Origin of the sequence: Streptococcus mitis (assembly GCF_009496285.1) — a bacterium.
GTDB lineage: Bacteria > Bacillota > Bacilli > Lactobacillales > Streptococcaceae > Streptococcus > Streptococcus mitis_BP.
This window is the reverse complement of record NZ_WIJK01000002.1, coordinates 1-23,780: the sequence shown is the minus strand read 5'-3', so window position 1 is coordinate 23,780 and position 23,780 is coordinate 1. Positions and strand designations below refer to the sequence as shown.

The 23,780-nt window shown below is 34.4% G+C and carries 21 protein-coding genes and 2 tRNA genes; 16 read left to right on the top strand and 7 right to left on the bottom strand.

What is annotated here, in order from left to right:
- Window positions 1-29 precede the first annotated feature (29 nt).
- Window positions 30-2,690 carry a YhgE/Pip domain-containing protein gene (locus GEZ89_RS00820; protein ID WP_153224635.1) on the bottom strand — a complete coding sequence of 887 codons (2,661 nt, stop codon included), beginning with the start codon at window positions 2,688-2,690 and terminating at the stop codon, window positions 30-32.
- Between the two features lie 130 nt (window positions 2,691-2,820).
- On the opposite strand from GEZ89_RS00820, the gene GEZ89_RS00815 reads away from it, so the two are divergent.
- The gene (locus GEZ89_RS00815; RefSeq protein ID WP_061863863.1) at window positions 2,821-3,363 is read left to right on the top strand and encodes a TetR/AcrR family transcriptional regulator; all 543 of its coding nucleotides are present in this window, start codon (window positions 2,821-2,823) and stop codon (window positions 3,361-3,363) included.
- A gap of 235 nt (window positions 3,364-3,598) precedes the next feature.
- Here the strand turns inward: GEZ89_RS00815 and GEZ89_RS00810 are convergent.
- From GEZ89_RS00810 to rlmH, 6 genes are all read right to left on the bottom strand, one after another.
- Window positions 3,599-3,672: transfer RNA gene (locus GEZ89_RS00810), tRNA-Asn, on the bottom strand.
- 119 nt (window positions 3,673-3,791) lie between these two features.
- The gene (gene comE / locus GEZ89_RS00805; RefSeq protein WP_049530388.1) at window positions 3,792-4,544 is read right to left on the bottom strand and encodes a competence system response regulator transcription factor ComE; all 753 of its coding nucleotides are present in this window, start codon (window positions 4,542-4,544) and stop codon (window positions 3,792-3,794) included.
- Entirely contained in the window at window positions 4,541-5,860 is a 1,320-nt protein-coding gene (gene comD, locus GEZ89_RS00800; RefSeq protein WP_153224634.1) for a competence system sensor histidine kinase ComD, read from the bottom strand. The genes comE and comD overlap by 4 nt, the downstream gene beginning before the upstream one ends.
- A 25-nt stretch (window positions 5,861-5,885) precedes the next feature.
- Complete coding sequence (locus GEZ89_RS00795) at window positions 5,886-6,014, bottom strand: ComC/BlpC family leader-containing pheromone/bacteriocin (protein WP_080980046.1); 129 nt, start codon at window positions 6,012-6,014, stop codon at window positions 5,886-5,888.
- Between the two features lie 162 nt (window positions 6,015-6,176).
- A tRNA-Arg gene (locus GEZ89_RS00790) sits at window positions 6,177-6,250 on the bottom strand.
- 43 nt (window positions 6,251-6,293) lie between these two features.
- Window positions 6,294-6,773, bottom strand: a complete 480-nt coding sequence (gene rlmH, locus GEZ89_RS00785; RefSeq protein WP_153224633.1) for a 23S rRNA (pseudouridine(1915)-N(3))-methyltransferase RlmH — start codon at window positions 6,771-6,773, stop codon at window positions 6,294-6,296.
- Between the two features lie 183 nt (window positions 6,774-6,956).
- Here rlmH and GEZ89_RS00780 point away from each other — a divergent pair, with 183 nt between their 5' ends.
- The 15 genes from GEZ89_RS00780 to ftsH all read left to right on the top strand — a co-directional run bounded on the left by GEZ89_RS00780 (window position 6,957) and on the right by ftsH (window position 23,304).
- Window positions 6,957-8,141 (top strand): S1C family serine protease, encoded by a 1,185-nt coding sequence (locus GEZ89_RS00780; RefSeq protein WP_153224632.1) that lies wholly within the window; start codon window positions 6,957-6,959, stop codon window positions 8,139-8,141.
- Between the two features lie 56 nt (window positions 8,142-8,197).
- Window positions 8,198-8,956, top strand: a complete 759-nt coding sequence (locus GEZ89_RS00775; protein WP_153224631.1) for a ParB/RepB/Spo0J family partition protein — start codon at window positions 8,198-8,200, stop codon at window positions 8,954-8,956.
- A 221-nt stretch (window positions 8,957-9,177) separates the two neighbouring features.
- Window positions 9,178-10,533 (top strand): chromosomal replication initiator protein DnaA, encoded by a 1,356-nt coding sequence (dnaA, locus tag GEZ89_RS00770; protein ID WP_153224630.1) that lies wholly within the window; start codon window positions 9,178-9,180, stop codon window positions 10,531-10,533.
- Window positions 10,534-10,690: 157 nt separating this feature from the next.
- Window positions 10,691-11,827: a DNA polymerase III subunit beta gene (dnaN, locus tag GEZ89_RS00765; RefSeq protein ID WP_153224629.1), complete on the top strand. Its 1,137-nt coding sequence runs from the start codon at window positions 10,691-10,693 to the stop codon at window positions 11,825-11,827.
- Between the two features lie 66 nt (window positions 11,828-11,893).
- Entirely contained in the window at window positions 11,894-12,088 is a 195-nt protein-coding gene (locus GEZ89_RS00760; RefSeq protein ID WP_153224628.1) for a DUF951 domain-containing protein, read from the top strand.
- Window positions 12,089-12,172: 84 nt separating this feature from the next.
- Window positions 12,173-13,288, top strand: coding sequence for a redox-regulated ATPase YchF (gene ychF, locus GEZ89_RS00755; protein ID WP_153224627.1), 1,116 nt, complete (start codon window positions 12,173-12,175; stop codon window positions 13,286-13,288).
- 73 nt (window positions 13,289-13,361) lie between these two features.
- A complete protein-coding gene (pth, locus tag GEZ89_RS00750) occupies window positions 13,362-13,931 on the top strand; it encodes an aminoacyl-tRNA hydrolase (protein WP_045613244.1) in 570 nt (189 codons plus the stop codon).
- Window positions 13,924-17,427 carry a transcription-repair coupling factor gene (mfd, locus tag GEZ89_RS00745; protein WP_194251810.1) on the top strand — a complete coding sequence of 1,168 codons (3,504 nt, stop codon included), beginning with the start codon at window positions 13,924-13,926 and terminating at the stop codon, window positions 17,425-17,427. The genes pth and mfd overlap by 8 nt, the downstream gene beginning before the upstream one ends.
- 63 nt (window positions 17,428-17,490) lie before the next feature.
- Window positions 17,491-17,757, top strand: a complete 267-nt coding sequence (locus tag GEZ89_RS00740; RefSeq protein WP_001234970.1) for an RNA-binding S4 domain-containing protein — start codon at window positions 17,491-17,493, stop codon at window positions 17,755-17,757.
- On the top strand, window positions 17,750-18,118 hold the full coding sequence (locus GEZ89_RS00735) for a septum formation initiator family protein (RefSeq protein WP_000277028.1): 369 nt from the start codon (window positions 17,750-17,752) through the stop codon (window positions 18,116-18,118). The genes GEZ89_RS00740 and GEZ89_RS00735 overlap by 8 nt, the downstream gene beginning before the upstream one ends.
- A 6-nt stretch (window positions 18,119-18,124) precedes the next feature.
- A complete protein-coding gene (locus GEZ89_RS09765) occupies window positions 18,125-18,247 on the top strand; it encodes an SP_0009 family protein (protein WP_261676148.1) in 123 nt (40 codons plus the stop codon).
- Window positions 18,240-19,508 carry a serine hydrolase gene (locus GEZ89_RS00730; protein WP_153224625.1) on the top strand — a complete coding sequence of 423 codons (1,269 nt, stop codon included), beginning with the start codon at window positions 18,240-18,242 and terminating at the stop codon, window positions 19,506-19,508. The genes GEZ89_RS09765 and GEZ89_RS00730 overlap by 8 nt, the downstream gene beginning before the upstream one ends.
- Window positions 19,505-20,782 (top strand): tRNA lysidine(34) synthetase TilS, encoded by a 1,278-nt coding sequence (gene tilS / locus GEZ89_RS00725; protein ID WP_153224624.1) that lies wholly within the window; start codon window positions 19,505-19,507, stop codon window positions 20,780-20,782. The genes GEZ89_RS00730 and tilS overlap by 4 nt, the downstream gene beginning before the upstream one ends.
- A 4-nt stretch (window positions 20,783-20,786) precedes the next feature.
- Complete coding sequence (gene hpt / locus GEZ89_RS00720; RefSeq protein ID WP_153224623.1) at window positions 20,787-21,329, top strand: hypoxanthine phosphoribosyltransferase; 543 nt, start codon at window positions 20,787-20,789, stop codon at window positions 21,327-21,329.
- 16 nt (window positions 21,330-21,345) lie between these two features.
- The gene (gene ftsH, locus GEZ89_RS00715) at window positions 21,346-23,304 is read left to right on the top strand and encodes an ATP-dependent zinc metalloprotease FtsH (protein WP_153224622.1); all 1,959 of its coding nucleotides are present in this window, start codon (window positions 21,346-21,348) and stop codon (window positions 23,302-23,304) included.
- Window positions 23,305-23,780: the final 476 nt, after the last annotated feature.

Below are 23,780 nucleotides of genomic sequence, written 5' to 3'. Positions count from 1 at the left end.
AAACTATCGACCAAATCGGTCGATAGTTTTTAGTCTTCTTCAACTTTTTTAGGTTGGTAGGCAAGCATTCCTAAAGCAACAAAAATCATTACTGTAAAGATAAGGAAAATAATCTGACTATGAATATTGCCTGTCATAGAAATGGTTTGTCGTAAACCTGAAACTGAATAACTCATAGGTAACCATGGATTAATAGTTTTAAAGAATTGATTCGTTAAAGCTAAAGGATAAGTTCCTGCACTTGATGCTAATTGAAGGAGTAATAAAATTAAGGAGAAGAAGGCGCCTAGGCGAGAATTCCAGGTTGTCAATGCTGTTACCATCGCCATGAAAGCAAGACTAGTTAAAATAATCAAAGCAAAGGTTTTGAATTCGTGAACTGCAGTAAGTCCAATTAAATGTACTCCACCATAAACTAATACTCCTGCCAAACCAGCAATGATACCGTTAATTTCAAAGCGAGACTTAAACCAAGCCCAGCGACTTTCTGGATGGCGCCCAGAAGGCAATTTAGCAAAAATCATATTAGTTGAAATAGCAGCAACAAAAAGAGCAACTGATATCATATACGGAGCCATGGCAATCCCATTAACAGCAACTTGATCCGTATCAGTTTTTGAAAGACTTAAAGGATCAGCCAGTAAGTCTGCATTTTTTGGTTCAGTTGAAGCCTTATTCAATTGTTTATCAGCATCTGTCAACCCTTGATTTAATTGACTTGAACCATCACTTAATTTTCCGAGTCCTGATTGTAAAATTTCAGATCCTTGAGCAAGTTTATCTGCTCCACTAGCTATTTTTTCAGAACCATTAGCTAGTTGATTTGCTCCTGAAACTAGCTGGTCTGATTTATCAGCTAATTGTTGAGAACCCACTTGTAATTGATTAAATCCAGCAGTTAAATCTGATGTTTTATTGTTTACTTGGTTGACACCTGATGCAAGTTTATCAATTCCTGTTGCTAATTCTGGCCCATTCGCTGCTAACTTAGCAGTAGCACCTGTCAATGTAGAAGATTTTTCTGTCAACTGACTAGAGCCTTGTAGCAACTTATTGAAACTTCCTGTCAAGTTCGAATTTTTCGAACTCAACTGACTTGCTCCTAAAGCTACTTGGTCTACAGATTTTGTATAGCTGGCAATACCAGATAGAGTTTGACTAGCTGGCAATAACTGACCATCAATTGCTGTTTGAATCTGTGTTAATCCACTTGACAAACTTGTCAATGTTGAAGAAGCAGTTGGTAATAATTTACTTGACTGATTCTTTAATTGAGTTAAACTATTTGTTTGAGTGGTTACATTTTCTAAAGAAGATTGTAACGTTTGAACTGTATTTAAAATTGTTCGTGCTGACTCACTAGCAGAAGATGATGGATTAGAAACCACAGAAGTTATCTCTGCCTGTTGTTCAGGAGTTAAGCTTTGATAAGCACTCGTAGATTGAATAGCTGATAAAGTAGTTTCTTTTTCAGATTGATTTGAAGTAACGATGCTTTGTGCTGAATTTGCAATCGTTGATAAACTACTAGAAAGCTGGTTTGTTACTTGTGTTATCTCTCCACTATCTGCTGTTTGAATATTTTGAATATCTTGATTAAATTGCTCTAAACTAGTTGCTAATTGTTTAATCTGATCTTTTTGTTGGGTTGTCCCATCTAATTGAGTAGAAAGTTTTTGAATACCTTGATTAAGTTGCGTTAGTCCTGTACGTAGAGTCTCTGATTTTGTAGAAATCTGATTTGTACCTGATGATAGACTTTGAACTCTATTTGTATAAGTATCAATACCAAGTGAAAATTGATTTAATCCTGAATTGAGTTGAGAAACACCACCTGTATAGGCTTGTGTGCCTGCATCAAGTTGATTCAATCCTGATACCAGTGCCGGTGTCTTTGAGTTCAGTTGGTTTAATCCATTATCAATTTGTGAAATAGCGCTGGTATATTGATTTAAACCAGTATTAAAATTACCAAGACCAAGATTTAACTGATTTACACCAGCTGTATAGGTTCCTAATCCTGTAGATAATTGATCAGCACCGTTAGAAAATGTGAGACTCGATTGAGCTAAGGTTTGAAGATTGGTTGATAAGGTTTGACTCCCATCAGAAAGCTTATTCGAACCATCAGCCAACTGTAAACTTGCATTTGCCGCTTGAGATAAACCAAGTTTTAAATCCCCCATCTTATCAAATAAAGCTTTGGTATAAGATTGAGTAACTTTAGTAGCCACAGTCTGTTTGATTTGTGTCATGGCAGAATCACTCATCTTGCTTGCAATAAAACTATGACCACTTGATGTCTGATAGTCAATCGTCATCTGTTCAGGATGATTTGTAAGGATAGAAGAAGCTTTCTCAGAAAGATTACTTGGCAATGTTACAACCATGTAATAATCCCCATCTCGTAGTCCTCTTTCTCCCTCACCTTCATCTACAAAATGAAAATCCAGACTATCACTATCTTTCAAATTAGACACCATGTCTTCACCAATAGTGAGTTTTTCATCATTATAAGTAGCAGCTTGGTCCTTATTAACAATTGCTACAGGTAACTCCGAAAGTTTACCGTATGGATCCCACATTGATGATAAGAAAATGATATTGTAAAGAGCTGGAATTAAGGAAATTCCTATCATGACAATAATAAATGTCGGTTTTTTAAAGATTGCTTTCCATTCTTTAAACATATTGTCTCCTTTTTTTAAACTACTTGTCTAAATTTCTGATATAATAGATTATACATAAAAAAATTAAAAAGACAAGATAAAAAAATCTATTTTTAAACACATTGTCTAAAATTGTTCATCTGGAGGGAACATGCAAGAAAGTAATAAACGATTAAAAACCAAGCGCATTATCGAAAATGCTATGGTAGAATTATTGATGGAACAACCATTCGATCAGATTACAACTGTTAAATTAGCGCAAAAAGCTGGAATTAGCCGCTCCAGTTTCTATACTCATTACAAAGATAAATACGACATGATTGAACATTACCAAAGTAAACTATTTCATACCTTCGAATATATCTTTCAAAAACATGCTAATCACAAACGAGATGCTATTCTAGAAGTATTTGAATACTTGGAATCAGAACCGCTTCTAGCAGCTCTTTTATCTGAAAATGGAACCAAGGAAATTCAAAATTTCCTGAGAAATAAGCTTCACATCCTACTGAGCACGGACCTTCAAAAACGTTTTATGCAACTCAAACTAAATGAAGTAGAATTAGAATATAGTAGCGTCTACCTAACAAATGCTCTCTTTGGAGTCTGTCAAACCTGGATTGCCCATGGAAAAAAAGAAAGTCCACAAGAAATCACGAACTTTTTAATGAAAATGTTAGGAGATACAAATTAACAAAAAAGCTCTATAATATTTAGGCTCTATAATTTCTGTAGTGGGTAAAACCACCATAGGAATGATGGAGCCTATTTTGTTGTTCTTATTAGGCTAATACTAATGCAATACAATTTCCTTAGTTTTATTTTCGGACACAAATCATTATCTCTCCGTATGTTAGGTATGCCTCCCCTCATTACATCGGACAAAGAATCAAAAAAAGGAACACCAAATTAGTGTTCCTTTCATCTGACTCCGCCAGTAGGACTCGAACCTACGACATCATGATTAACAGTCATGCGCTACTACCAACTGAGCTATGGCGGATTAAATAGTCCGTACGGAATTCGAACCCGTATTACCGCTATGAAAAGACGATTTCTTAACCACGGACCCTCTACCTGTAGCAGATATAACCATTATATCAATTTATCAAAAATTGTCAATTACTTTTTTTGGTTTTTAGCCATTAGTTCTCTCAATTTTTTAGTTTTTAGGCGAGAGATAGGACAACGATGATCTTCATAAAATACAACTTCCATTTTTTTACGATCAATTTCTCTCACATTACCGATATTGACTAAAAATGACTTGTGAGCTAGATAAAAACGTTGGGTTTCCTTATCCTTTTCTTGAATATCTGTCATTGTTCCATAGAATTCTTTGGCAAAATTCTTACCTACAATTCGTAATTTATGAGAAGTTCCCGTTGTTTCAATGTAGAGAATATCATGATAAGGAATACAAAGATCATTTCCTTTATAACTATAATCAAAATAATCAACGACTGATTGGTTTTCAAGTAAAGTAGTCTTAGTGTAAAGCACACAGTCGGCAACTCTATTTTTAAAAACTTGATCACTGGTTTCTTTATCAATGAAATCCAATGCTGAAACTTTGTATTTATAAGTCAAAGTAGCAAATTCAGATCGACTTGTAATAAAAACAATAATCGCATAAGGATTGCGATGGCGAATAAATTGAGCAACCTCAAATCCTTTTCTCTCAATCCCATTGATATCAATATCTAGAAAATAAAGCTGATTGACTTCATCATGCTCTACATATTCCATAAACTCTCTCACTTTTCCTGTTGTTTTATAGGAGATAGGAATATTTGTTTCCTTAGAAATTTTATTTAGAGTTGTTTCCAACCTTACTTGGTGTTCTATAATATCTTCTAAAATCAATACTTTCATATCAGTTCCCTCTTAAATCTAATTACTTGTTTAAATACATCATTATCAATTTCTGTTTCTAAAATAACATTGTCATATTTTCCTAAAATTTCTTTAACATTATTAAGTCCAAGTCCTCTATGTCTTCCTTTAGTTGAAAATCCTAATTCAAATAAATCTTCGGATTTTACCTTTCTTTTTTTACAAGAGTTTTGGATGACAACTAGGGTTTCAAGATCCAACTTGATGATAGCTACCTCTAGTTGTTTTTGATAGCTTTCAACTGCCCCTTCAACAGCATTATTGAGCAGAACGCTCATCACGCGCACCAAATCTAACAATTCCATAGATAAAGGTGTAATAATATCTTTTACCTCTAATGTGTACTCTACATCATTAGTTTTCGCATTGACAATAGATTGGGCAATCAAACTTCGAAGCGCTGAGTCCTCAATATTGTTCAAATCGAAATAGGTATACTTATCTGAACGTAATTTTTGATTTGCTTTGACAAGAACTTCACTGTAAACTCTGTCAATCTCTTGTAAATCTTTACTTTCAATCGCCATTCTTAAGCTGACAAGCATGCCTGTATAGTCATGACGAAAACCACGAATTTCATTATATAAGGAAACAATCTCATCCGTGTAAGTTTGTAAATGTTTTTGCTCAAACTTCTTTTGTTCCAATTCAATCTCTTTTTCTATCTGAACTTTATGAGAATTCATGGAGAAAAAAGTCAAAAGTAAGCCAACAAAAACAATGGATGATAAAATACTTCCAAAACCATTTAAGTGACGAATCGTACTCACAATATCTGAAGTGAAAGAGACAACGTGTAGAAAAACAAATGCAAAGAGCACTTTCTTCAGAAAAGGATATAGATAGTCTTTATCAAAATATTTAAATTCGAGATGGAAATAAGAAACAACAACTTTAATAACCAAATAAGTTAAGATCAGGATAAATAGAGAAAAATAATTGTTATACTTCAATGCAAACTCATCTCCTGTAATAGATGATAAGGTTACAGATAAAAAGTTATTAGTAGTATGATATAAGAGAGAAAATAACAGACTGATAAAAATTCCCTTAGACTTCTCATACTTCTTAAATCCAATAAAGTAAGTAAATAGGAGGAAAGGAAATAAAAATTTAGACAATCCAAAACTACTAGCAGATACCAAATAAGTACCTTCTTCCACTGTCAATTGTAGTAGAAAGATATAAATACTAAAAATACATTGTTCTTTTCTAGTTGCTTTACAAATCCATTTATAAATTTTACTAATAATAAAAACATAAAAAATAGCTATTACCACACCAAATAAATCCATTATGTTCTCCCTATCTTTTAATAAACTACTTCTTCGGAAATATTTTATTTAAAAACTTAAAACTCCTAATATCCCCACCTCTAATTTCCTGCAGTTCTTTTTCGTTCAATTCTTGGAAATCTTTCATTTGAGCAAAATCTGTATTCTTTTTCATAATATAAACTCCTATAATGTTTTTCTTGTAAATTAACTTACAAAAATATTATATAAAATCTACGATACCTATAGAGAATTATCTCTCAAATGCTCAAATTTTCTTCTGAAATGTCAACTTTTTACAAAAAAAGCTGGGATTTTTCCCAGCTTACGATTTAACTGATCCCAGCAGGATTCGAACCTGCGACCGTTCGCTTAGAAGGCGAATGCTCTATCCAGCTGAGCTATGAGACCTTACTAATCTATCTTATCAAAAAAATCTAGCTTAGTCAATCATCTATTTATGATAGGGAGAGCCCTGTTGAATCGAAAACGCTCTATAAATTTGTTCTACTAAGACTAATCTCATTAGTTGATGAGGAAGCGTCAATCTCCCAAAACTAACAGAGAGATTGGCTCTTTTTTTCACCTCTGGAGATAGTCCTAAACTCCCACCAATGATAAAAATGATTGTCGAAAATCCATTGATAGAAGCCCTTTCAAGCTGCTTACTGAACTCTTCAGAAGAAAAAGTTGTTCCTTCAATAGCTAAAACAACTACAAAATCACGTTCCCCTACTTTAGCAAGAATGCGGTTCCCTTCCAACTCCAAAATCTTTTGATTTTCAGATTCGCTGGCCCGATCTGGTGTTTTTTCATCAGCCAACTCAATCATTTCTAGATTAGCAAATCGTGAAATTCTCTTGGAGTATTCTGCTATGCCATCTTTGAGATATTTTTCTTTCAGTTTTCCAACTGTTACCACTTTAATTTTCATTCTTCTATTCTAACATATTCACACTCAATTTCACATCTTATTCACAGATAAGATTTTGAAAAACTTTAATAAATTCACAGGTTTTTGAAAGTTATCCACAAGTTGTGAAAAACTTTTTGTTTTTAAGCTTGGATTAAGCTAGCTATTTTATACTTTCATTGATTAAAAAACATGGAGGCTTCTATGAAAAACTTAAAAACTAGTTCCAAAAAATGGGGACAACTTTTAGTAGTCATTCTCATTAGCTTTTTTAGTGGTGTTTTAGGTACTTTTACGACATTGCAGCTAAGTCAAAAACAAAACACTAATCCAACAAATACCACCACTGTCAGCAAAACAGCTGTAAAAAATGAAAACTCAACCACACAGGCAGTCGATAAAGTTAAAGATGCTGTAGTATCTGTCATTACTTACTCCGCAAACTCCCAAAATAGTTTATTTGGATCTACAGAGACTGATACAGATACAAATACTGAGCAAGTATCTAGTGAAGGTTCTGGAGTTATTTATAAAAAAGAAGGTAACTTTGCTTACCTCGTAACCAATACTCACGTTATTAATGGCGCTAAAAAAGTTGATATTCGTTTAGCAGATGGGACTAAAGTTCCAGGTGAAATTGTTGGTTCTGATACTTATTCTGACATTGCAGTTGTAAAAATTACTGCAGATAAGGTGACTACAGTAGCCGAATTTGGAGATTCTGATCAACTAACAGTTGGAGAAACAGCTATTGCAATCGGAAGCCCTCTAGGTTCTGAATATGCCAATACCGTGACACAAGGCATCGTGTCAAGTTTGAATAGAAATGTTTCTTTAAAATCTGAAGATGGACAAGCTATCTCTACAAAGGCTATCCAAACAGATACAGCCATCAACCCTGGAAACTCTGGCGGTCCCTTAATCAATATTCAGGGACAAGTAATCGGAATTACATCTAGTAAAATCGCCACAAACGGTGGAACGTCTGTGGAAGGACTTGGTTTTGCCATTCCTTCAAACGATGCCATCAATATTATCAATCAATTGGAAAAGAATGGAAAAGTCACTCGACCAGCCTTGGGCATTCAAATGGTCAACCTTTCAAATCTTAGTAGCACTGATTTACAAAGATTGAATGTACCATCAAGTGTCACTGCAGGAGTAGTTGTTCGTTCTGTTATAACTAGTATGCCTGCCAATGGACATCTACAACAATATGACGTCATTACAAAAGTGGATGATAAAGCTATTTCTTCAACTACTGAATTACAAAGTGCTCTATATAGCCATTCTATCGGAGATAGCATGACCATTACATACTACCGTAATGGCAAGGAAGAAACAACTACCATTAAATTAGATAAGAGTACTAGTGATTTGGAACAATAGTTTACAGATATGTAAAGTTGCTTTACAGAATATCTAAGTTGTGTTAATGTAGAATTATGGAAGAATTTAAAATTGTTCAAATAAAAGATATTCAAAAAAATCCCTATCAACCTCGGAAGGAATTTTCAGAAGAAAAAATACAAGAACTGGCCCATTCTATTAAGGAAAACGGCTTGATTCAGCCAATCATCGTTAGAAAATCTCCAGTACTTGGATATGAAATTCTAGCTGGAGAAAGACGGTATCGCGCTTCAATAGCTGCTGGACTTTCAGAAGTTCCAGTCATTGTTAAGCAACTTTCTGATCAAGATATGATGCTTCATTCTATCATTGAGAATCTCCAACGAGAAAATTTAAATCCTATCGAGGAAGCTAAAGCATATCAATCCTTAATTGATAAAGGTTTTACCCACACAGAAATTGCTGAAAAAATGGGAAAATCTCGACCTTATATTACAAACCTAGTTCGATTATTAGGACTACCTAAACATATCCTGATAGAGGTTGAAAGTGGTAGACTTTCTCAAGCTCATGCTAGACTCCTCATTCAATTATCAAGTGATAAACAAGACAAACTCTTGAATCGTATTCAAACTGAAAATCTCTCTGTTCGACAAGTTGAACAAATACTACAAAAAACGAAGAAGAGCAGCAAAAAAGAAAAAGACCACTTTGTCAAAGACGAAGAGCAAAAATTGAAAAAAATACTCGGATTAGATGTTCAGATTAAGCTACAAAAAAAAGATAGTGGTAAAATTTCAATTTCCTTCCATAACCAAGATGAATACCAACAATTTATTAACAGCCTGAAATAAGGCTGTTATTTTAGTATTCTTAACGAACATAGTTATCCACTGCATTTTAGTTTTTAAAAGCCCAGTATTTCAGAATTTTTCTTAGTTATCCACATTTTGTGGATAACATTTAAAAACATTGTTAATTGTTTTCCACAACTTGTGGAAAAATAATCTTATCTATGGTAAAATGATTCTATCAATAAACCTTTTAAATTCTATAGTAAAGGAGGAGAAAATCATTGAAGGAAAAACAATTTTGGAATCGTCTTTTAGAACTTGCACATGATAAATTAACTCAGTCAGTTTATGATTTCTATATTTTAGACGCAAAACTGGTTAAAGTTGAAGAAAATACTGTAACGATTTTCTTACCCCGCGATGAAATGCAGATATTCTGGGAACGAAATATCAATGGGATGCTTTTAGCAGCAGGTTTTGAAATCTATGATACTGAAATAAAAGCTCATTATATCTTCACGAAAGTTGAAGAAGCGAGCTCACAAGTAGCTTTCGAGTCTGAACCTGGCAACGATTATCAACCAAGTCAATCCACTATTCCATATTCTGAAACTGGACTCAAGGAAAAGTATACTTTCGATAATTTTGTTCAAGGGGATGGTAATGTTTGGGCTAAGTCTGCTGCTTTGGCTGTTTCTGAAGATCCAGGATTAACTTACAATCCTCTATTTATCTACGGAGGGCCTGGACTTGGAAAAACTCACCTGTTAAATGCCCTTGGAAATGAAATTCTAAAAAAGAGCCCAAATGCGCGTGTAAAATACATACCTGCTGAAAGTTTTATTAATGAATTTCTAGAGCATTTGAGACTTAATGATATGGAAAAATTCAAGAAAACTTACCGTAGTTTAGACCTCCTACTCATTGATGATATTCAATCACTTAGTGGAAAGAAAGTACAAACTCAGGAAGAGTTTTTCAATACATTTAACGCCCTTCACAATAATAATAAACAGATTGTTTTAACGAGTGACCGTAGACCTGAACATTTAGAGAGTCTACCTGAACGTCTGGTCACGCGCTTCTCGTGGGGATTAACGACAGATATCACACCACCTGATTTTGAAACACGTATTGCGATTTTACAGAGTAAGACTGAACATCTCAACTATCATTTTCAGAATGATACACTCGAATATTTGGCTGGACAATTTGACTCTAACGTGCGAGAACTCGAAGGAGCACTCAACGATATCAGCCTAATGGCCAAAGTCAAAAAAATTAACGATATCACAGTTGACATTGCAGCTGAAGCTATTCGTGCTCGTAAACAAGACGTTAGCAAAATGATCGTGATTCCAATTGATAAAATCCAGACAGAAGTTGGAAACTTCTATGGTGTTAGTGTCAAGGAAATGAAAGGAACTAGACGTGTTCAAAATATCGTTTTAGCCCGTCAAGTTGCCATGTATCTAGCCAGAGAAATGACTGATAATAGCCTTCCTAAGATTGGAAAAGAGTTTGGTGGTAAAGACCACACAACGGTCATTCACGCTCATGGAAAAATCAAATCCATGCTTGAAACAGATGATAATTTACGTATAGAAATTGAAAACATCAAAAAGAAAATTAAATAACTTGTGGATAACTTTTTAAAAAATCTCTTATTTATCCACATCTTTTAAACAAGGCTCTGTCCTTGAGTTTTCTTGATTACAAGTGTTTTTCCACAGATTTCACACGCTCTATTATTACTATTATCCTTCTAATAATAAAAAGAATAAAGGAGAATCCATGATTCATTTTTCAATTAATAAAAACTTATTTTTACAAGCCTTAAATACAACAAAGAGAGCTATTAGCTCAAAGAATGCAATTCCTATTTTATCGACTGTAAAAATTGATGTTACCAATGAAGGAATTACCTTGATTGGATCAAATGGTCAAATCTCAATCGAAAATTTTATCTCGCAAAAAAATGAAAATGCAGGTCTCTTGATTAACTCTTTAGGTTCAGTTCTACTGGAAGCTTCTTTCTTTATCAATGTTGTTTCAAGCCTTCCAGATGTAACACTTGATTTTAAAGAGATTGAACAAAAGCAAATTGTCTTAACTAGTGGAAAATCAGAGATTACTCTTAAAGGAAAAGATAGTGAGCAATATCCACGTATTCAGGAAATTTCTGCAAGCAATCCTTTACTTCTTGAAACAAAACTTCTTAAAAAGATTATCAATGAAACAGCTTTTGCAGCTAGTACCCAAGAAAGCCGTCCTATTTTGACAGGTGTCCACTTTGTTTTAAGCAACCACAAAGAATTAAAAACAGTTGCGACAGACTCTCACCGTCTTAGTCAGAAAAAGTTGACTCTTGAAAAAAATAGCGATGATTTTGATGTTGTCATCCCAAGTCGTTCGCTACGCGAATTTTCAGCTGTTTTTACGGATGATATCGAAACAGTGGAGATTTTCTTCGCCAATAATCAAATTCTCTTTAGAAGTGAAAATATTAGCTTCTACACACGTCTCTTAGAAGGAAATTATCCAGATACCGATCGATTGATTCCAACAGATTTCAATACAACAGTGACTTTTGATGTTTCTAAACTACGCCAGTCTATGGAACGTGCTCGCCTCTTATCAAGTGCGACACAAAATGGTACTGTTAAATTAGAAATCAAAGAAGGAGTTGTAAGTGCTCATGTTCATTCTCCAGAAGTAGGGAAAGTAAACGAAGAAATTGATACTGAAAATGTAAGTGGTGCTGATTTGACAATTAGTTTCAACCCAACTTATTTGATTGAGGCATTAAAAGCTTTGAATAGCGAAAAAGTTACAATCAGCTTTATTTCAGCAGTTCGTCCATTTACTCTGGTTCCAGCTGATACAGATGAAGACTTCATGCAGCTCATCACGCCAGTTCGTACAAATTAATGGAAAGAGGTTGAGCCTAGCTCGCCTCTTTTATGATATAATCGAAAAAGAAAAAGGAGACTAACTATGTATAAAGTTGGAAATTTTGTTGAAATGAAAAAACCACACGCTTGTACAATCAAGTCAACTGGTAAAAAAGCAAATCGCTGGGAAATTACCCGTGTTGGAGCAGACATCAAGATAAAATGTAGTAATTGTGATCATGTGGTCATGATGAGTCGCTATGACTTTGAAAGAAAAATGAGTAAAATCATCGACTAACCCACCATCATAAGAGAGTTAGCAAGTTTTCCCTTTTTGTGTTATAATATTGAAGATTGAAATGTGAACGGAGAATGAGAAACTATGGCTTTAACAGCAGGTATTGTAGGTTTACCAAACGTTGGTAAATCAACCCTATTTAATGCAATTACAAAAGCAGGAGCAGAGGCTGCAAACTATCCTTTTGCGACCATTGATCCAAACGTTGGAATGGTAGAAGTTCCAGATGAACGCCTCCAAAAATTGACGGAAATGATTACTCCTAAAAAGACAGTTCCAACAACCTTTGAATTTACAGATATTGCAGGGATTGTAAAAGGAGCATCAAGAGGAGAAGGTCTTGGGAATAAATTCTTGGCCAACATCCGTGAAGTTGATGCGATTGTTCATGTGGTTCGTGCCTTTGATGATGAAAATGTCATGCGTGAACAAGGTCGTGAAGATGCCTTTGTGGATCCACTAGCAGATATTGATACCATTAACCTAGAGTTGATTCTTGCTGACTTAGAATCAGTCAATAAACGCTATGCGCGTGTAGAAAAAATGGCGCGTACGCAAAAAGATAAGGAATCAGTTGCAGAATTTAACGTTCTCCAAAAGATTAAACCTGTTCTTGAAGATGGAAAATCAGCTCGCACCATCGAATTTACAGATGAAGAACAAAAAGTTGTCAAAGGTCTCTTCCTTTTGACAACTAAACCAGTTCTTTATGTTGCCAATGTAGATGAGGATGTGGTTTCAGAACCTGACTCTATCGACTATGTCAAACAAATTCGCGAATTTGCAGCGACAGAAAATGCTGAAGTAGTAGTTATTTCTGCGCGTGCTGAGGAAGAAATTTCTGAGTTAGACGATGAAGACAAGCAAGAGTTTCTTGAAGCACTTGGGTTAACAGAATCAGGCGTTGACAAGTTGACTCGTGCAGCATATCACTTGCTTGGGCTTGGAACTTACTTCACAGCTGGTGAAAAAGAGGTTCGCGCTTGGACCTTTAAACGTGGTATGAAGGCTCCTCAAGCAGCTGGTATTATCCACTCAGACTTTGAAAAAGGCTTTATTCGTGCAGTTACCATGTCATATGAGGATCTAGTGAAATACGGTTCTGAAAAGGCTGTAAAAGAAGCTGGACGCTTGCGTGAAGAAGGAAAAGAATATGTCGTGCAAGATGGCGATATCATGGAATTCCGCTTTAACGTTTAATAACATTTAATAAATAGTGTCAATTAGGTTGGAAAAAAATTCCAACCCTTTTGGCTTTTGAAAGGAAAAATAAATGACCAAATTACTTGTAGGATTGGGAAATCCAGGGGATAAATATTTTGAAACCAAACACAATGTTGGATTTATGCTGATTGACCAACTAGCAAAAAAACAGAATGTTACCTTTACACACGATAAGATATTCCAAGCTGAACTAGCTTCATTTTTCCTTAATGGGGAAAAAATTTATCTGGTGAAACCGACGACTTTTATGAATGAAAGTGGAAAAGCTGTTCATGCATTGTTAACCTACTATGGTTTAGATATTGAAGATTTACTGATTATTTACGATGATCTTGACATGGAAGTCGGAAAAATTCGTCTTCGTGCTAAAGGATCAGCTGGTGGTCATAATGGAATTAAGTCGATTATTCAACATATTGGTACACAGGTTTTCAATCGTGTAAAGATTGGCATTGGAAGACCTAAAAAAGGAATGTCAGTAGTTCATCATGTTTTGAGTAAGTTTGATCAAGAAGATTATATTGGTATTTTACAGTCAATTGACAAGGTTGACGATGCTGTAAATTATTATTTACAAGAAAAAAACTTTGAAAAGACGATGCAGAAATATAATGGGTAAGGAAATGGCATTAATCGATTTCTTTTTAGAGAATAAACAAATTCTATCTTGGCATGAGAACTTACCACAGAAACAAAGACAATTATTGCTAGGTCTTTCTGGCTCAGCAAAATCTTTAGCGATTGCTAGTAGTCTGAAGAGTCAGGATAAGGTTTTAGTGATGACTTCCACATATGGAGAGGCTGAGCGTCTGATTAATGATTTAATCTCCATATTAGGTTCGGATCTAGTTTATCCATTTCTAGTAGATGATTCACCGATGGTCGAATTTTTGGTATCATCTCAGGAAAAGTTTTTTTCTCGGGTTGAAGCTTTGCGGTTTCTAAGAAATGAGTCTCAAAGAGGGATTTTAGTTTGTAACGTCGCAGCTAGTCGAGTATTCTTGCCGAATCCTCAAGTTTTTGATGATAGTATCTTAGAACTTCAAGTGGGGCAAGAATGCGAACAAAGAGAATTAAAGAATCACTTGATTTCTCTTGGTTATAAGAAAGTTACACAAGTTCAAAGTCAGGGAGAATTTAGCCTTCGTGGAGATATTCTAGATATATTTGAAACCTCTCAAATTTGTCCTTATCGGATTGAATTTTTCGGTGATGAGATTGATGGCATTAGAGAATTTGATACTGAAACTCAATTATCAAAAGATAGTAAAACTCAAGTACTAATCTATCCAGCTAGTGATATTTTGTTAACAAATGAAGATTATCATCGTGGTCAGAAATTTTTAGAACATGAGATTGATAAGGCACTATCTCCAACTTTAAAGTCTTACCTAGAAGAAGTTTTTAGTTGTACGAAAGAGCAAGTTCTTCATGCGGATATTCGCAAGTTTTTGTCTGTATTTTATAAAAAACAGTGGACCTTGATAGACTATTTGAATCAAGTTCCTGTTATATTTGATGATTTTCAAAAAATCATGAACCAGTACGATGCTTTTGATAAGGAAACAGCTAGCTACTTTACAGAAGATTTACATAATAGTAAAGCAGTATCAAGTTTACAATATTTTGCTGATGTAGAAAGTCAGTTTAAAAAATATGTACCAGCGAGTTTCTTTTCAAATTTTCAAAAAGGGCTTGGAAATTTGAAATTTAATAATCTCTACCAGTTCAATCAATATCCTATGCAAGAGTTCTTTAATCAGTTTTCTTTTCTGAAAGAAGAAATTGAACGTTACAAAAAATTAAAGTATACGATTGTTCTTCAATCAAGTAGTAAAACTGAACTAAAGAAACTGTCAACGATTCTTGATGAATACGATATTAAAGTTGATAATAGTAATGAAAGTGAAATCTGTAAAGGAACTGTCAATCTTGTAGAAGGAAATCTTCGTCATGGGTTTCATTTTGTAGATGAGAATCTTGTATTTATTACTGAATATGAAATTTTTAAAAAGAAGATTAAACGCAAGTATCGAAGACAAAATATCAGTAACGCTGAACGATTAAAGGATTATAATGAACTCCAAAAAGGAGACTATGTTGTTCATCAAATCCATGGTATTGGTCAATATTTAGGGATTGAAACGATTGAAATCAAAGGAATTCATCGAGACTACGTAAGTGTCCTATATCAAAATGGTGATCGTATTTCTATTCCTGTAGAACAAATTCAAACCTTATCTAAATATGTTTCAAGTGATGGAAAAGCTCCAAAGTTAAACAAATTAAACGATGGACGTTTTAAAAAAGCGAAGCAAAAAGTAAAGAGTCAAGTTGAAGATATTGCAGATGACTTAATTAAGTTATATGCAGAGAGAAGTCAACTTAAAGGTTTTGAATTTTCAAAAGATGATGAAGAACAAAACGCTTTTGACGAAGCATTCCCATATGTAGAGACTGAGGACCAACTTCGAAGTATCGAAGAGATTAAGAAAGATATGCAGGCTTCTCAACCGATGGACCGACTTTTAGTTGGAGATGTTGGTTTTGGTAAGACAGAAGTAGCTATGCGAGCTGCATTTAAGGCTGTCAATGATCATAAACAGGTTGTCGTTTTAGTGCCAACAACCGTTCTTGCTCAGCAACATTACAGTAATTTCAAGGAAAGATTTGAACAATTTGCTGTCAACGTAGATGTTTTGAGTCGCTTCAGAAGTAAAAAAGAACAGACTGAAACACTTGAGAAGTTAAAAAAAGGTCAAGTAGACATCTTGATAGGGACCCATCGAGTCTTGTCTAAAGATGTTGAGTTTGCTGATTTGGGGTTGATGATTATTGATGAAGAGCAACGTTTTGGTGTTAAGCATAAGGAAGCTTTGAAGGAATTAAAAAAGAAGGTTGATGTCTTAACCTTGACAGCGACACCAATTCCTCGAACTCTTCATATGTCTATGCTAGGTATCCGAGATTTATCAGTCATCGAAACTCCTCCAACCAATCGATATCCTGTACAAACCTATGTCCTTGAACAGAATGATCGTGTCATTCGTGATGCTGTATTGAGAGAAATGGATCGTGGTGGTCAAGTTTACTATCTTTACAACAAAGTTGACACGATTGAAAAGAAGGTTTCAGAGTTACAAGAACTGATTCCAGAAGCTTCTATTGGATTTGTCCATGGTCAAATGAGTGAAATTCGCTTAGAAAATACACTTCTTGATTTCATTGAAGGACAATATGATATTTTAGTAACTACAACAATCATCGAGACAGGAGTAGATATTCCAAATGCTAATACCTTGTTTATAGAAAATGCAGATCATATGGGATTGTCAACCTTGTATCAATTAAGAGGTCGTGTTGGTCGTAGTAATCGAATTGCTTATGCTTATCTCATGTATCGTCCAGATAAAACTTTGACAGAAGTTTCTGAGAAGAGATTAGAAGCTATCAAAGGTTTTACTGAACTGGGTTCTGGTTTCAAAATTGCTATGCGTGATTTATCCATTCGTGGAGCTGGAAATCTTTTAGGAAGCTCTCAGTCTGGATTTATCGATTCTGTTGGTTTTGAGTTGTATTCTCAGTTGTTAGAAGAAGCAATAGCTAAGAAAAATGGAACTGACAAAAAACGTGAAAAAGGAAATGCTGAGTTACTCCTACAAATCGATGCCTATCTCCCAGATGATTATATATCGGATGAAAGACATAAAATTGAGATTTACAAGAGAATTCGTCAGATTGACAATCGTGTCAACTATGAAGAATTACAAGATGAGTTGATCGATCGTTTTGGAGAATATCCAGATGTGGTTGCTTATCTTTTAGAAATTGGATTAGCCAAAGCATATCTTGACAAAGTATTTGTCAATCGTGTAGAAAGAAAGAATAATAAGCTTGTCATTCAGTTTGAAAAAATATCGCAACAACTATTTTTAACACAAGATTATTTCCAGGCTCTTTCTCAGACAAATTTGAAGGCCAATATTTCAGAAAATCAAGGTTTAATCGAAGTTGTTTTTGATATTCGTAATAAAAAGGATTATGAGATTTTAGAAGGTCTTTTAACTTTTGGAGAATCATTAGCAAACATAAAAGATTCAAAAGAGTCAAATTAGGTATGACATTTTTCTTCTATAAAATGGATAAAAATGGTACAATAATAATTTGAGGTAATAAAAATGAGATTAGATAAATATTTAAAAGTATCAAGAATTATTAAGCGTCGTACAGTGGCTAAAGAAGTTGCAGATAAGGGACGTATCAAGGTAAATGGTATTCTTGCAAAGAGCTCTACAGATTTAAAAATCAATGACCAAGTTGAAATTCGTTTTGGAAATAAATTGTTGCTCGTAAAAGTGTTAGAAATGAAAGATAGCACTAAAAAAGAAGATGCTGCAGGTATGTATGAAATTATCAGCGAAACAAGGGTAGAAAACGATGTATAAAAAAATTGTACAAATGAATAATTCTTTTATTCAAAATGAACACCAACGTCGTAAATACTTGATGGAAGAACGACAAAGACGAAATCGTTTTATGGGCTGGGTTTTGATTTTGATTATGTTGTTGTTCATCCTACCAACCTATAATTTGACTCAAAGTTATCAGCAACTACTCGAACGTCGCCAACAGTTAGCCGATCTGAAAAAACAGTATCAAGAATTGAGCGATGAAAAAGATAAAGAATCAAATCTTGCAACCAAATTAAAGGACGAAACTTACGCAGCTAAATATTTGCGTGCTAAATATTATTATTCAAAATCATGGGAGGAAGTATACACCATTCCGGACTTGCTTCCTAGGTAATAGAATATGGAAAATTTATTAGATATTGTTGAACAATTTTTAAGTCAATCAGATGAAAAATTAGAAGAGTTAGCTCAAAAAAATCATCTGTTACGACTTCAGGAAGAAGAGGAAAAGAAGAATGCGTAAATTTTTAGTGATATTACTACTTCCTATTTTCTTTAAAAGTGTCCAAGTAGTAAGCACTGAGAATCCAGTTATCATTCCAAATCAAGAAGTTTATTCCTTAACTCATGCTCCGTATCATTTTTATTATCAAGATACTATAGAATCTCCAAAATTTTATGGTGAAACGTCCATTTATGCTTCAGATGATTTGATAAAAGAGTCAGGGAAAGTCAATGCAGAGACAATATTATCCGTGATAGAATGGCGGTTAAATGGACAAGGTCAGCCTGTCTTTAAATTATCTAATAATCAGTTTGTTGCTGCAGACAAAAGACTTCTATATGATGCATCAAAAATAAATTCTCTATCCCAAAAAGTATGGTTAGAACCTGGATTTTTCATTTACAATAGTCCCTATGATCAAATAGAAAAAACAACTACTTTAGCTCCTTATCAAGAGGTTGAAGTGGATATGTCAGTGTTTGCTGAGGGACGGGAATTTTTACATATCAATCAAATTGGTTGGGTTTCGACGGATTACATTTCCAACGATGACAATCGTATCCAGAAAGTACAAGAGTTGTTATCTGCGAATTATCAAAATGAACAGTTTTCTATTTATGTTAAACAATTGAGCACGGGTAAGGAAGCTGGGATTAACGAAGATCAAAAAATGTACTCTGCTAGTGTTATGAAATTGCCTTATCTTTATTATGTTCAAGAAAAAATCAATCAAGGTGATTACCAACTTGACACGAAATTGAAGTACGTTTCTGAAGTAAATGATTTCCCTGGTTCTTATAAACCCGAAGGAAGTGGAAGCCTCCCTAAAACAGCGGACAATAAAGACTACACTCTCAAAGATTTAATTACAAAGACAGCGAAAGAATCTGACAATGTAGCTCATAATATTCTTGCTTATTATATTACGAATAAATCAGATGAAGCCTTTAAAAAAGAAATGGCTACTATCGCAAGTGAAGAGTGGAACGTAACAGAGAAGTTAGCTTCAGCTAAAATGGCTGGTCAAGTTATGGAATCTATTTATAATCAGAATGGTTTTGTTTTAGAATCTCTATCGCAAACAGCTTTTGATAATCAGAGGATTGCTAAGAATATTTCTGCTAAGGTAGCCCATAAAATTGGGGATGCAGATGAATTTAAACACGATGTAGGAATAGTCTATACAGATTCTCCTTTCATTATTTCAATTTTTACCAAAAATTCTGATTACGATACCATTTCTAAAATTGCTAAGGATGTCTATGAGGTCCTAAAATGAGAGACCAAGATTTTTTAAATCATTTTCTAGAAAAAGGTTATTTTAAAGATCATTTACGAGTTGTACTAGCCTTGTCTGGTGGATTGGATTCGATGTTTCTTTTTCATCTCCTTTCAACTTACCAAGAAGAACTTGGGATTGAATTATTTTTAGCTCATGTAAACCATAAACAACGATTAGAATCGGATCATGAAGAATATGAATTAATAAAACTAGCTGAACAAGTTGGATTTCCGATTTATGTAGCTAACTTCTCTGGAGTTTTTACAGAATCGAGAGCTCGTCAATTTCGCTATGAATTTTTTAGAGATGTGATGAGAGAAACATCCTCTAGTGCTCTTGTAACGGCTCATCATGCAGACGACCAGGTCGAGACGATTTTCATGCGATTGATAAGAGGGGGTAGATTACACCATTTATCAGCTATTAAAGAAAGACAAGAGTTTGATAAAGGAGAATTGATTCGTCCCTTGCTCTCCTTTTATAAGAAGGAATTTCCTGAAGTTGAGCATTTTGAAGATAGGACGAATAAAGAAAATCATTATTTTCGCAATCGAGTTCGTAATATTTACTTACCACAACTGGAAAAAGAAAATATTCAGCTAAAGAGAGCGTTTTTAGAGTTTGGAAAAGAAGTATCTGACTATCAAATTGCTCTGACTGAATTATCTCAAACAGTCAATGTGGGAGATTTAACTCAGTTTTTATCTTTTAGTGAAGCAACGCAACGAGTTTTACTACAACAATACCTTAGTCGTTTTGCTGATTTAAATATTACAAAAGAACAATTCCAACAGGTCCATCATATTTTAAAAACCAAGAGTCAATATCGTCATCGTTTAAAAAATGGTTATGAACTTGTAAAAGAATATCAACACTTTAAAATTTGTAAAATCAGACCAAAGTCTGATGAAAAAAGTAGTGAGTGTGTGTTAAACTATCAAAATCAAGTTCATTATGAAGGTTATTTATTTTCATTTGGAATCCCTCTAAAAGGGGAAAATGTTCAAAAGATGAATGTTTCTCGTGAAACATCGTTGATTTTACGGCATCGACAGCCTGGTGATTATTTGATAAAAAATGGTCATCGTAAAAAACTAAGACGACTTTTTATTGATTTAAAAATTCCTAAAGAAAAACGAGAAAAAGCTATTATCATTGAGCAATTTGGAAAAATTTGTTCAGTTTTAGGAATTAAAATCAGTGATTTGAGTAAAAAAATGAAAAATGATATAATGAACACTGTACTTTATATAGAAAAAATAGATAGGTAAAATCATGTTAGAAAAAGATATCAAGAAAATTTTGATTTCACAAGATGAAATTACAGAAGCAGCTAAAAAATTGGGTGCTCAGTTGACAAAAGATTATGAGGGTAAAAATCCGATTTTAGTTGGAATTCTAAAAGGATCTATTCCTTTTATGGCAGAATTAGTGAAATATATTGATACACATCTTGAAATGGACTTTATGATGGTCTCTAGCTATCATGGTGGGACTGTAAGTAGTGGTGTCATTAATATTAAACAAGACGTAACTCAAGATATTAAAGGTCGACATGTTGTCTTTGTAGAAGATATTATTGATACTGGTCAAACCTTGAAGAGTTTGAGAGATATGTTTACTGCAAGAGAAGTAGCTTCTGTTAAGATTGTCACAATGCTTGATAAACCAGAAGGTCGTACAGTAGAAATCGAAGCAGATTATACATGTTTTACAATTCCAAATGAATTTGTTGTAGGCTACGGTTTAGACTATAATGAAAACTATCGTAACCTTCCTTATGTAGGTGTATTGAAAGAGGAAGTTTACTCAAAATAGAAGGGTAAGTGTTTGAATGCAAAAACAAAATAATGGTTTCATAAAAAATCCATTTCTTTATTTGTTGATGATTTTCTTGCTAGTGACAGGATTCCAGTACTTTTTTGCTGGCAGATCTGCTGGTCATAGTCAACAAATTAAGTACTCAGAATTGGTTCAGGAAATCACTAACGACAATGTAAAAGAAATGACCTACCAACCAAGTGGTAGTGTTATTGAAGTGTATGGTGTCTACAAAACTGCTAAGACAGAGAAACAGGAAACGGGAATTCAATTTTTTACACCCTCTGCTACAAAAGTAGAGAAATTTACAAGTATTGTCCTCCCATCAGATACAACTGTAGCGGATTTGCAAAAGTTAGCAAGTGAACATCAAACAGAAATTGAAGTGAAACACGAAAGCTCAAGTGGTATGTGGATTAACATCCTGGTTTCAGTAGTACCATTTGCTATCTTATTCTTCTTCCTCTTCTCTATGATGGGAAATATGGGCGGAAATAGCGGACGTAATCCAATGAGTTTTGGACGTAGTAAAGCTAAGGCTGCTAATAAAGAAGATATCAAAGTTCGCTTCTCAGATGTCGCAGGCGCAGAGGAAGAAAAACAAGAACTTGTTGAAGTTGTTGAATTCTTAAAAGATCCAAAACGATTTACAAAATTAGGTGCTCGGATTCCAGCTGGTGTTCTCTTAGAAGGACCTCCGGGAACTGGTAAAACATTACTTGCCAAAGCAGTCGCAGGAGAAGCTGGTGTACCATTCTTTAGTATTTCAGGTTCTGACTTTGTAGAAATGTTCGTCGGTGTCGGTGCGAGCCGTGTACGTTCTCTCTTTGAGGACGCAAAAAAAGCAGCACCAGCTATTATCTTCATTGATGAAATTGATGCCGTTGGTCGCCAACGTGGTGTTGGTTTAGGTGGAGGTAATGATGAACGAGAACAAACCTTAAACCAACTCTTGATTGAAATGGATGGTTTTGAAGGAAATGAAGGAATTATTGTCATTGCGGCAACAAACCGTTCAGATGTTCTTGATCCGGCTCTACTTCGTCCAGGCCGTTTTGATAGAAAAGTATTAGTTGGTCGTCCAGATGTTAAGGGACGCGAAGCAATTTTGAAAGTCCATGCTAGAAATAAACCTTTAGCTGAAGATGTAGATTTGAAATTGGTAGCACAACAAACTCCAGGTTTTGTTGGTGCTGATTTGGAAAATGTATTGAATGAAGCAGCTTTAGTTGCAGCTCGTCGTAATAAATCAGTGATTGATGCTTCTGATATTGATGAAGCTGAAGATCGTGTTATCGCTGGACCATCTAAGAAAGACAAGACAGTTTCACAAAAAGAACGTGAATTGGTTGCCTACCATGAGGCAGGACACACCATTGTCGGTCTAGTATTGTCAAATGCCCGTGTTGTTCATAAAGTTACCATAGTACCACGTGGACGTGCAGGCGGATATATGATTGCACTTCCTAAAGAAGACCAAATGCTTCTATCTAAAGAAGATATGAAAGAACAATTAGCTGGCTTAATGGGTGGGCGTGTAGCTGAAGAGATTATCTTTAACGTCCAAACTACTGGAGCATCTAATGACTTCGAACAAGCGACTCAGATGGCGCGTGCAATGGTTACAGAGTATGGTATGAGTGAAAAACTTGGTCCAGTACAATATGAAGGAAGTCATGCCATGTTTGGTGCACAAAGCCCTCAAAAATCAATTTCAGAACAAACAGCTTATGAAATTGACGAAGAAGTTCGTTCATTATTGAATGAAGCACGAAACAAAGCTGCTGAAATTATCCAGTCAAATCGTGAAACTCACAAGCTGATTGCAGAAGCATTATTGAAATACGAAACATTGGATAGTACACAAATTAAATCTCTATACGAAACAGGAAAGATGCCTGAAACAGTAGAAGAGGAATCACATGCACTATCTTATGATGAAGTAAAATCAAAAATGAGTGAAGAAAATTAATTATCTTAAATACTATAAACAGAGGAGGCACAAGTTTTCTCTGTTTTTTTAAAAAAAGTTGAGGGAACTCGAATTTAAATCAAAGATTTTGATATATAGAAAACAAAATACAAGTTCACCTATGTCAATGCTCTCCTAAAGGAAATGATTCAAATTTTCTGAAAATAAGAATGCAACAGTTACTTGAGTAATATGAAAAAATGTTTCAAAAAATGATATGTGCTTCATAAAAAAACAATTATTGTAAGAAAAAAATTAACCGAAACTCTGGGCAGACGAACGATTTAAAGGCCGCAAAGCCCTTCTCAGAGAGCTGAAGGAAGTAATTCAGGAGAAATGAAAAAAATTAAAAAAAGGTGTTGACAAAGTAAGAAAAGTCGGTATAATAGTAAGAGTTGAAAATAACAACTCCGGTCCGTTGGTCAAGGGGTTAAGACACCGCCTTTTCACGGCGGTAACACGGGTTCGAATCCCGT

Excerpts from the sequence above, each read along its gene's own strand:
- GEZ89_RS00820 (WP_153224635.1), bottom strand. The coding sequence starts at position 2,690 with ATGTTTAAAGAATGGAAAGCAATCTTTAAAAAACCGACATTTATTATT.
- GEZ89_RS00815 (WP_061863863.1), top strand. The coding sequence starts at position 2,821 with ATGCAAGAAAGTAATAAACGATTAAAAACCAAGCGCATTATCGAAAAT.
- comE (WP_049530388.1), bottom strand. The coding sequence starts at position 4,544 with ATGAAAGTATTGATTTTAGAAGATATTATAGAACACCAAGTAAGGTTG.
- comD (WP_153224634.1), bottom strand. The coding sequence starts at position 5,860 with ATGGATTTATTTGGTGTGGTAATAGCTATTTTTTATGTTTTTATTATT.
- GEZ89_RS00795 (WP_080980046.1), bottom strand. The coding sequence starts at position 6,014 with ATGAAAAAGAATACAGATTTTGCTCAAATGAAAGATTTCCAAGAATTG.
- rlmH (WP_153224633.1), bottom strand. The coding sequence starts at position 6,773 with ATGAAAATTAAAGTGGTAACAGTTGGAAAACTGAAAGAAAAATATCTC.
- GEZ89_RS00780 (WP_153224632.1), top strand. The coding sequence starts at position 6,957 with ATGAAAAACTTAAAAACTAGTTCCAAAAAATGGGGACAACTTTTAGTA.
- GEZ89_RS00775 (WP_153224631.1), top strand. The coding sequence starts at position 8,198 with ATGGAAGAATTTAAAATTGTTCAAATAAAAGATATTCAAAAAAATCCC.
- dnaN (WP_153224629.1), top strand. The coding sequence starts at position 10,691 with ATGATTCATTTTTCAATTAATAAAAACTTATTTTTACAAGCCTTAAAT.
- GEZ89_RS00760 (WP_153224628.1), top strand. The coding sequence starts at position 11,894 with ATGTATAAAGTTGGAAATTTTGTTGAAATGAAAAAACCACACGCTTGT.
- ychF (WP_153224627.1), top strand. The coding sequence starts at position 12,173 with ATGGCTTTAACAGCAGGTATTGTAGGTTTACCAAACGTTGGTAAATCA.
- pth (WP_045613244.1), top strand. The coding sequence starts at position 13,362 with ATGACCAAATTACTTGTAGGATTGGGAAATCCAGGGGATAAATATTTT.
- mfd (WP_194251810.1), top strand. The coding sequence starts at position 13,924 with ATGGGTAAGGAAATGGCATTAATCGATTTCTTTTTAGAGAATAAACAA.
- GEZ89_RS00740 (WP_001234970.1), top strand. The coding sequence starts at position 17,491 with ATGAGATTAGATAAATATTTAAAAGTATCAAGAATTATTAAGCGTCGT.
- GEZ89_RS00735 (WP_000277028.1), top strand. The coding sequence starts at position 17,750 with ATGTATAAAAAAATTGTACAAATGAATAATTCTTTTATTCAAAATGAA.
- GEZ89_RS09765 (WP_261676148.1), top strand. The coding sequence starts at position 18,125 with ATGGAAAATTTATTAGATATTGTTGAACAATTTTTAAGTCAATCAGAT.
- GEZ89_RS00730 (WP_153224625.1), top strand. The coding sequence starts at position 18,240 with ATGCGTAAATTTTTAGTGATATTACTACTTCCTATTTTCTTTAAAAGT.
- tilS (WP_153224624.1), top strand. The coding sequence starts at position 19,505 with ATGAGAGACCAAGATTTTTTAAATCATTTTCTAGAAAAAGGTTATTTT.
- hpt (WP_153224623.1), top strand. The coding sequence starts at position 20,787 with ATGTTAGAAAAAGATATCAAGAAAATTTTGATTTCACAAGATGAAATT.
- ftsH (WP_153224622.1), top strand. The coding sequence starts at position 21,346 with ATGCAAAAACAAAATAATGGTTTCATAAAAAATCCATTTCTTTATTTG.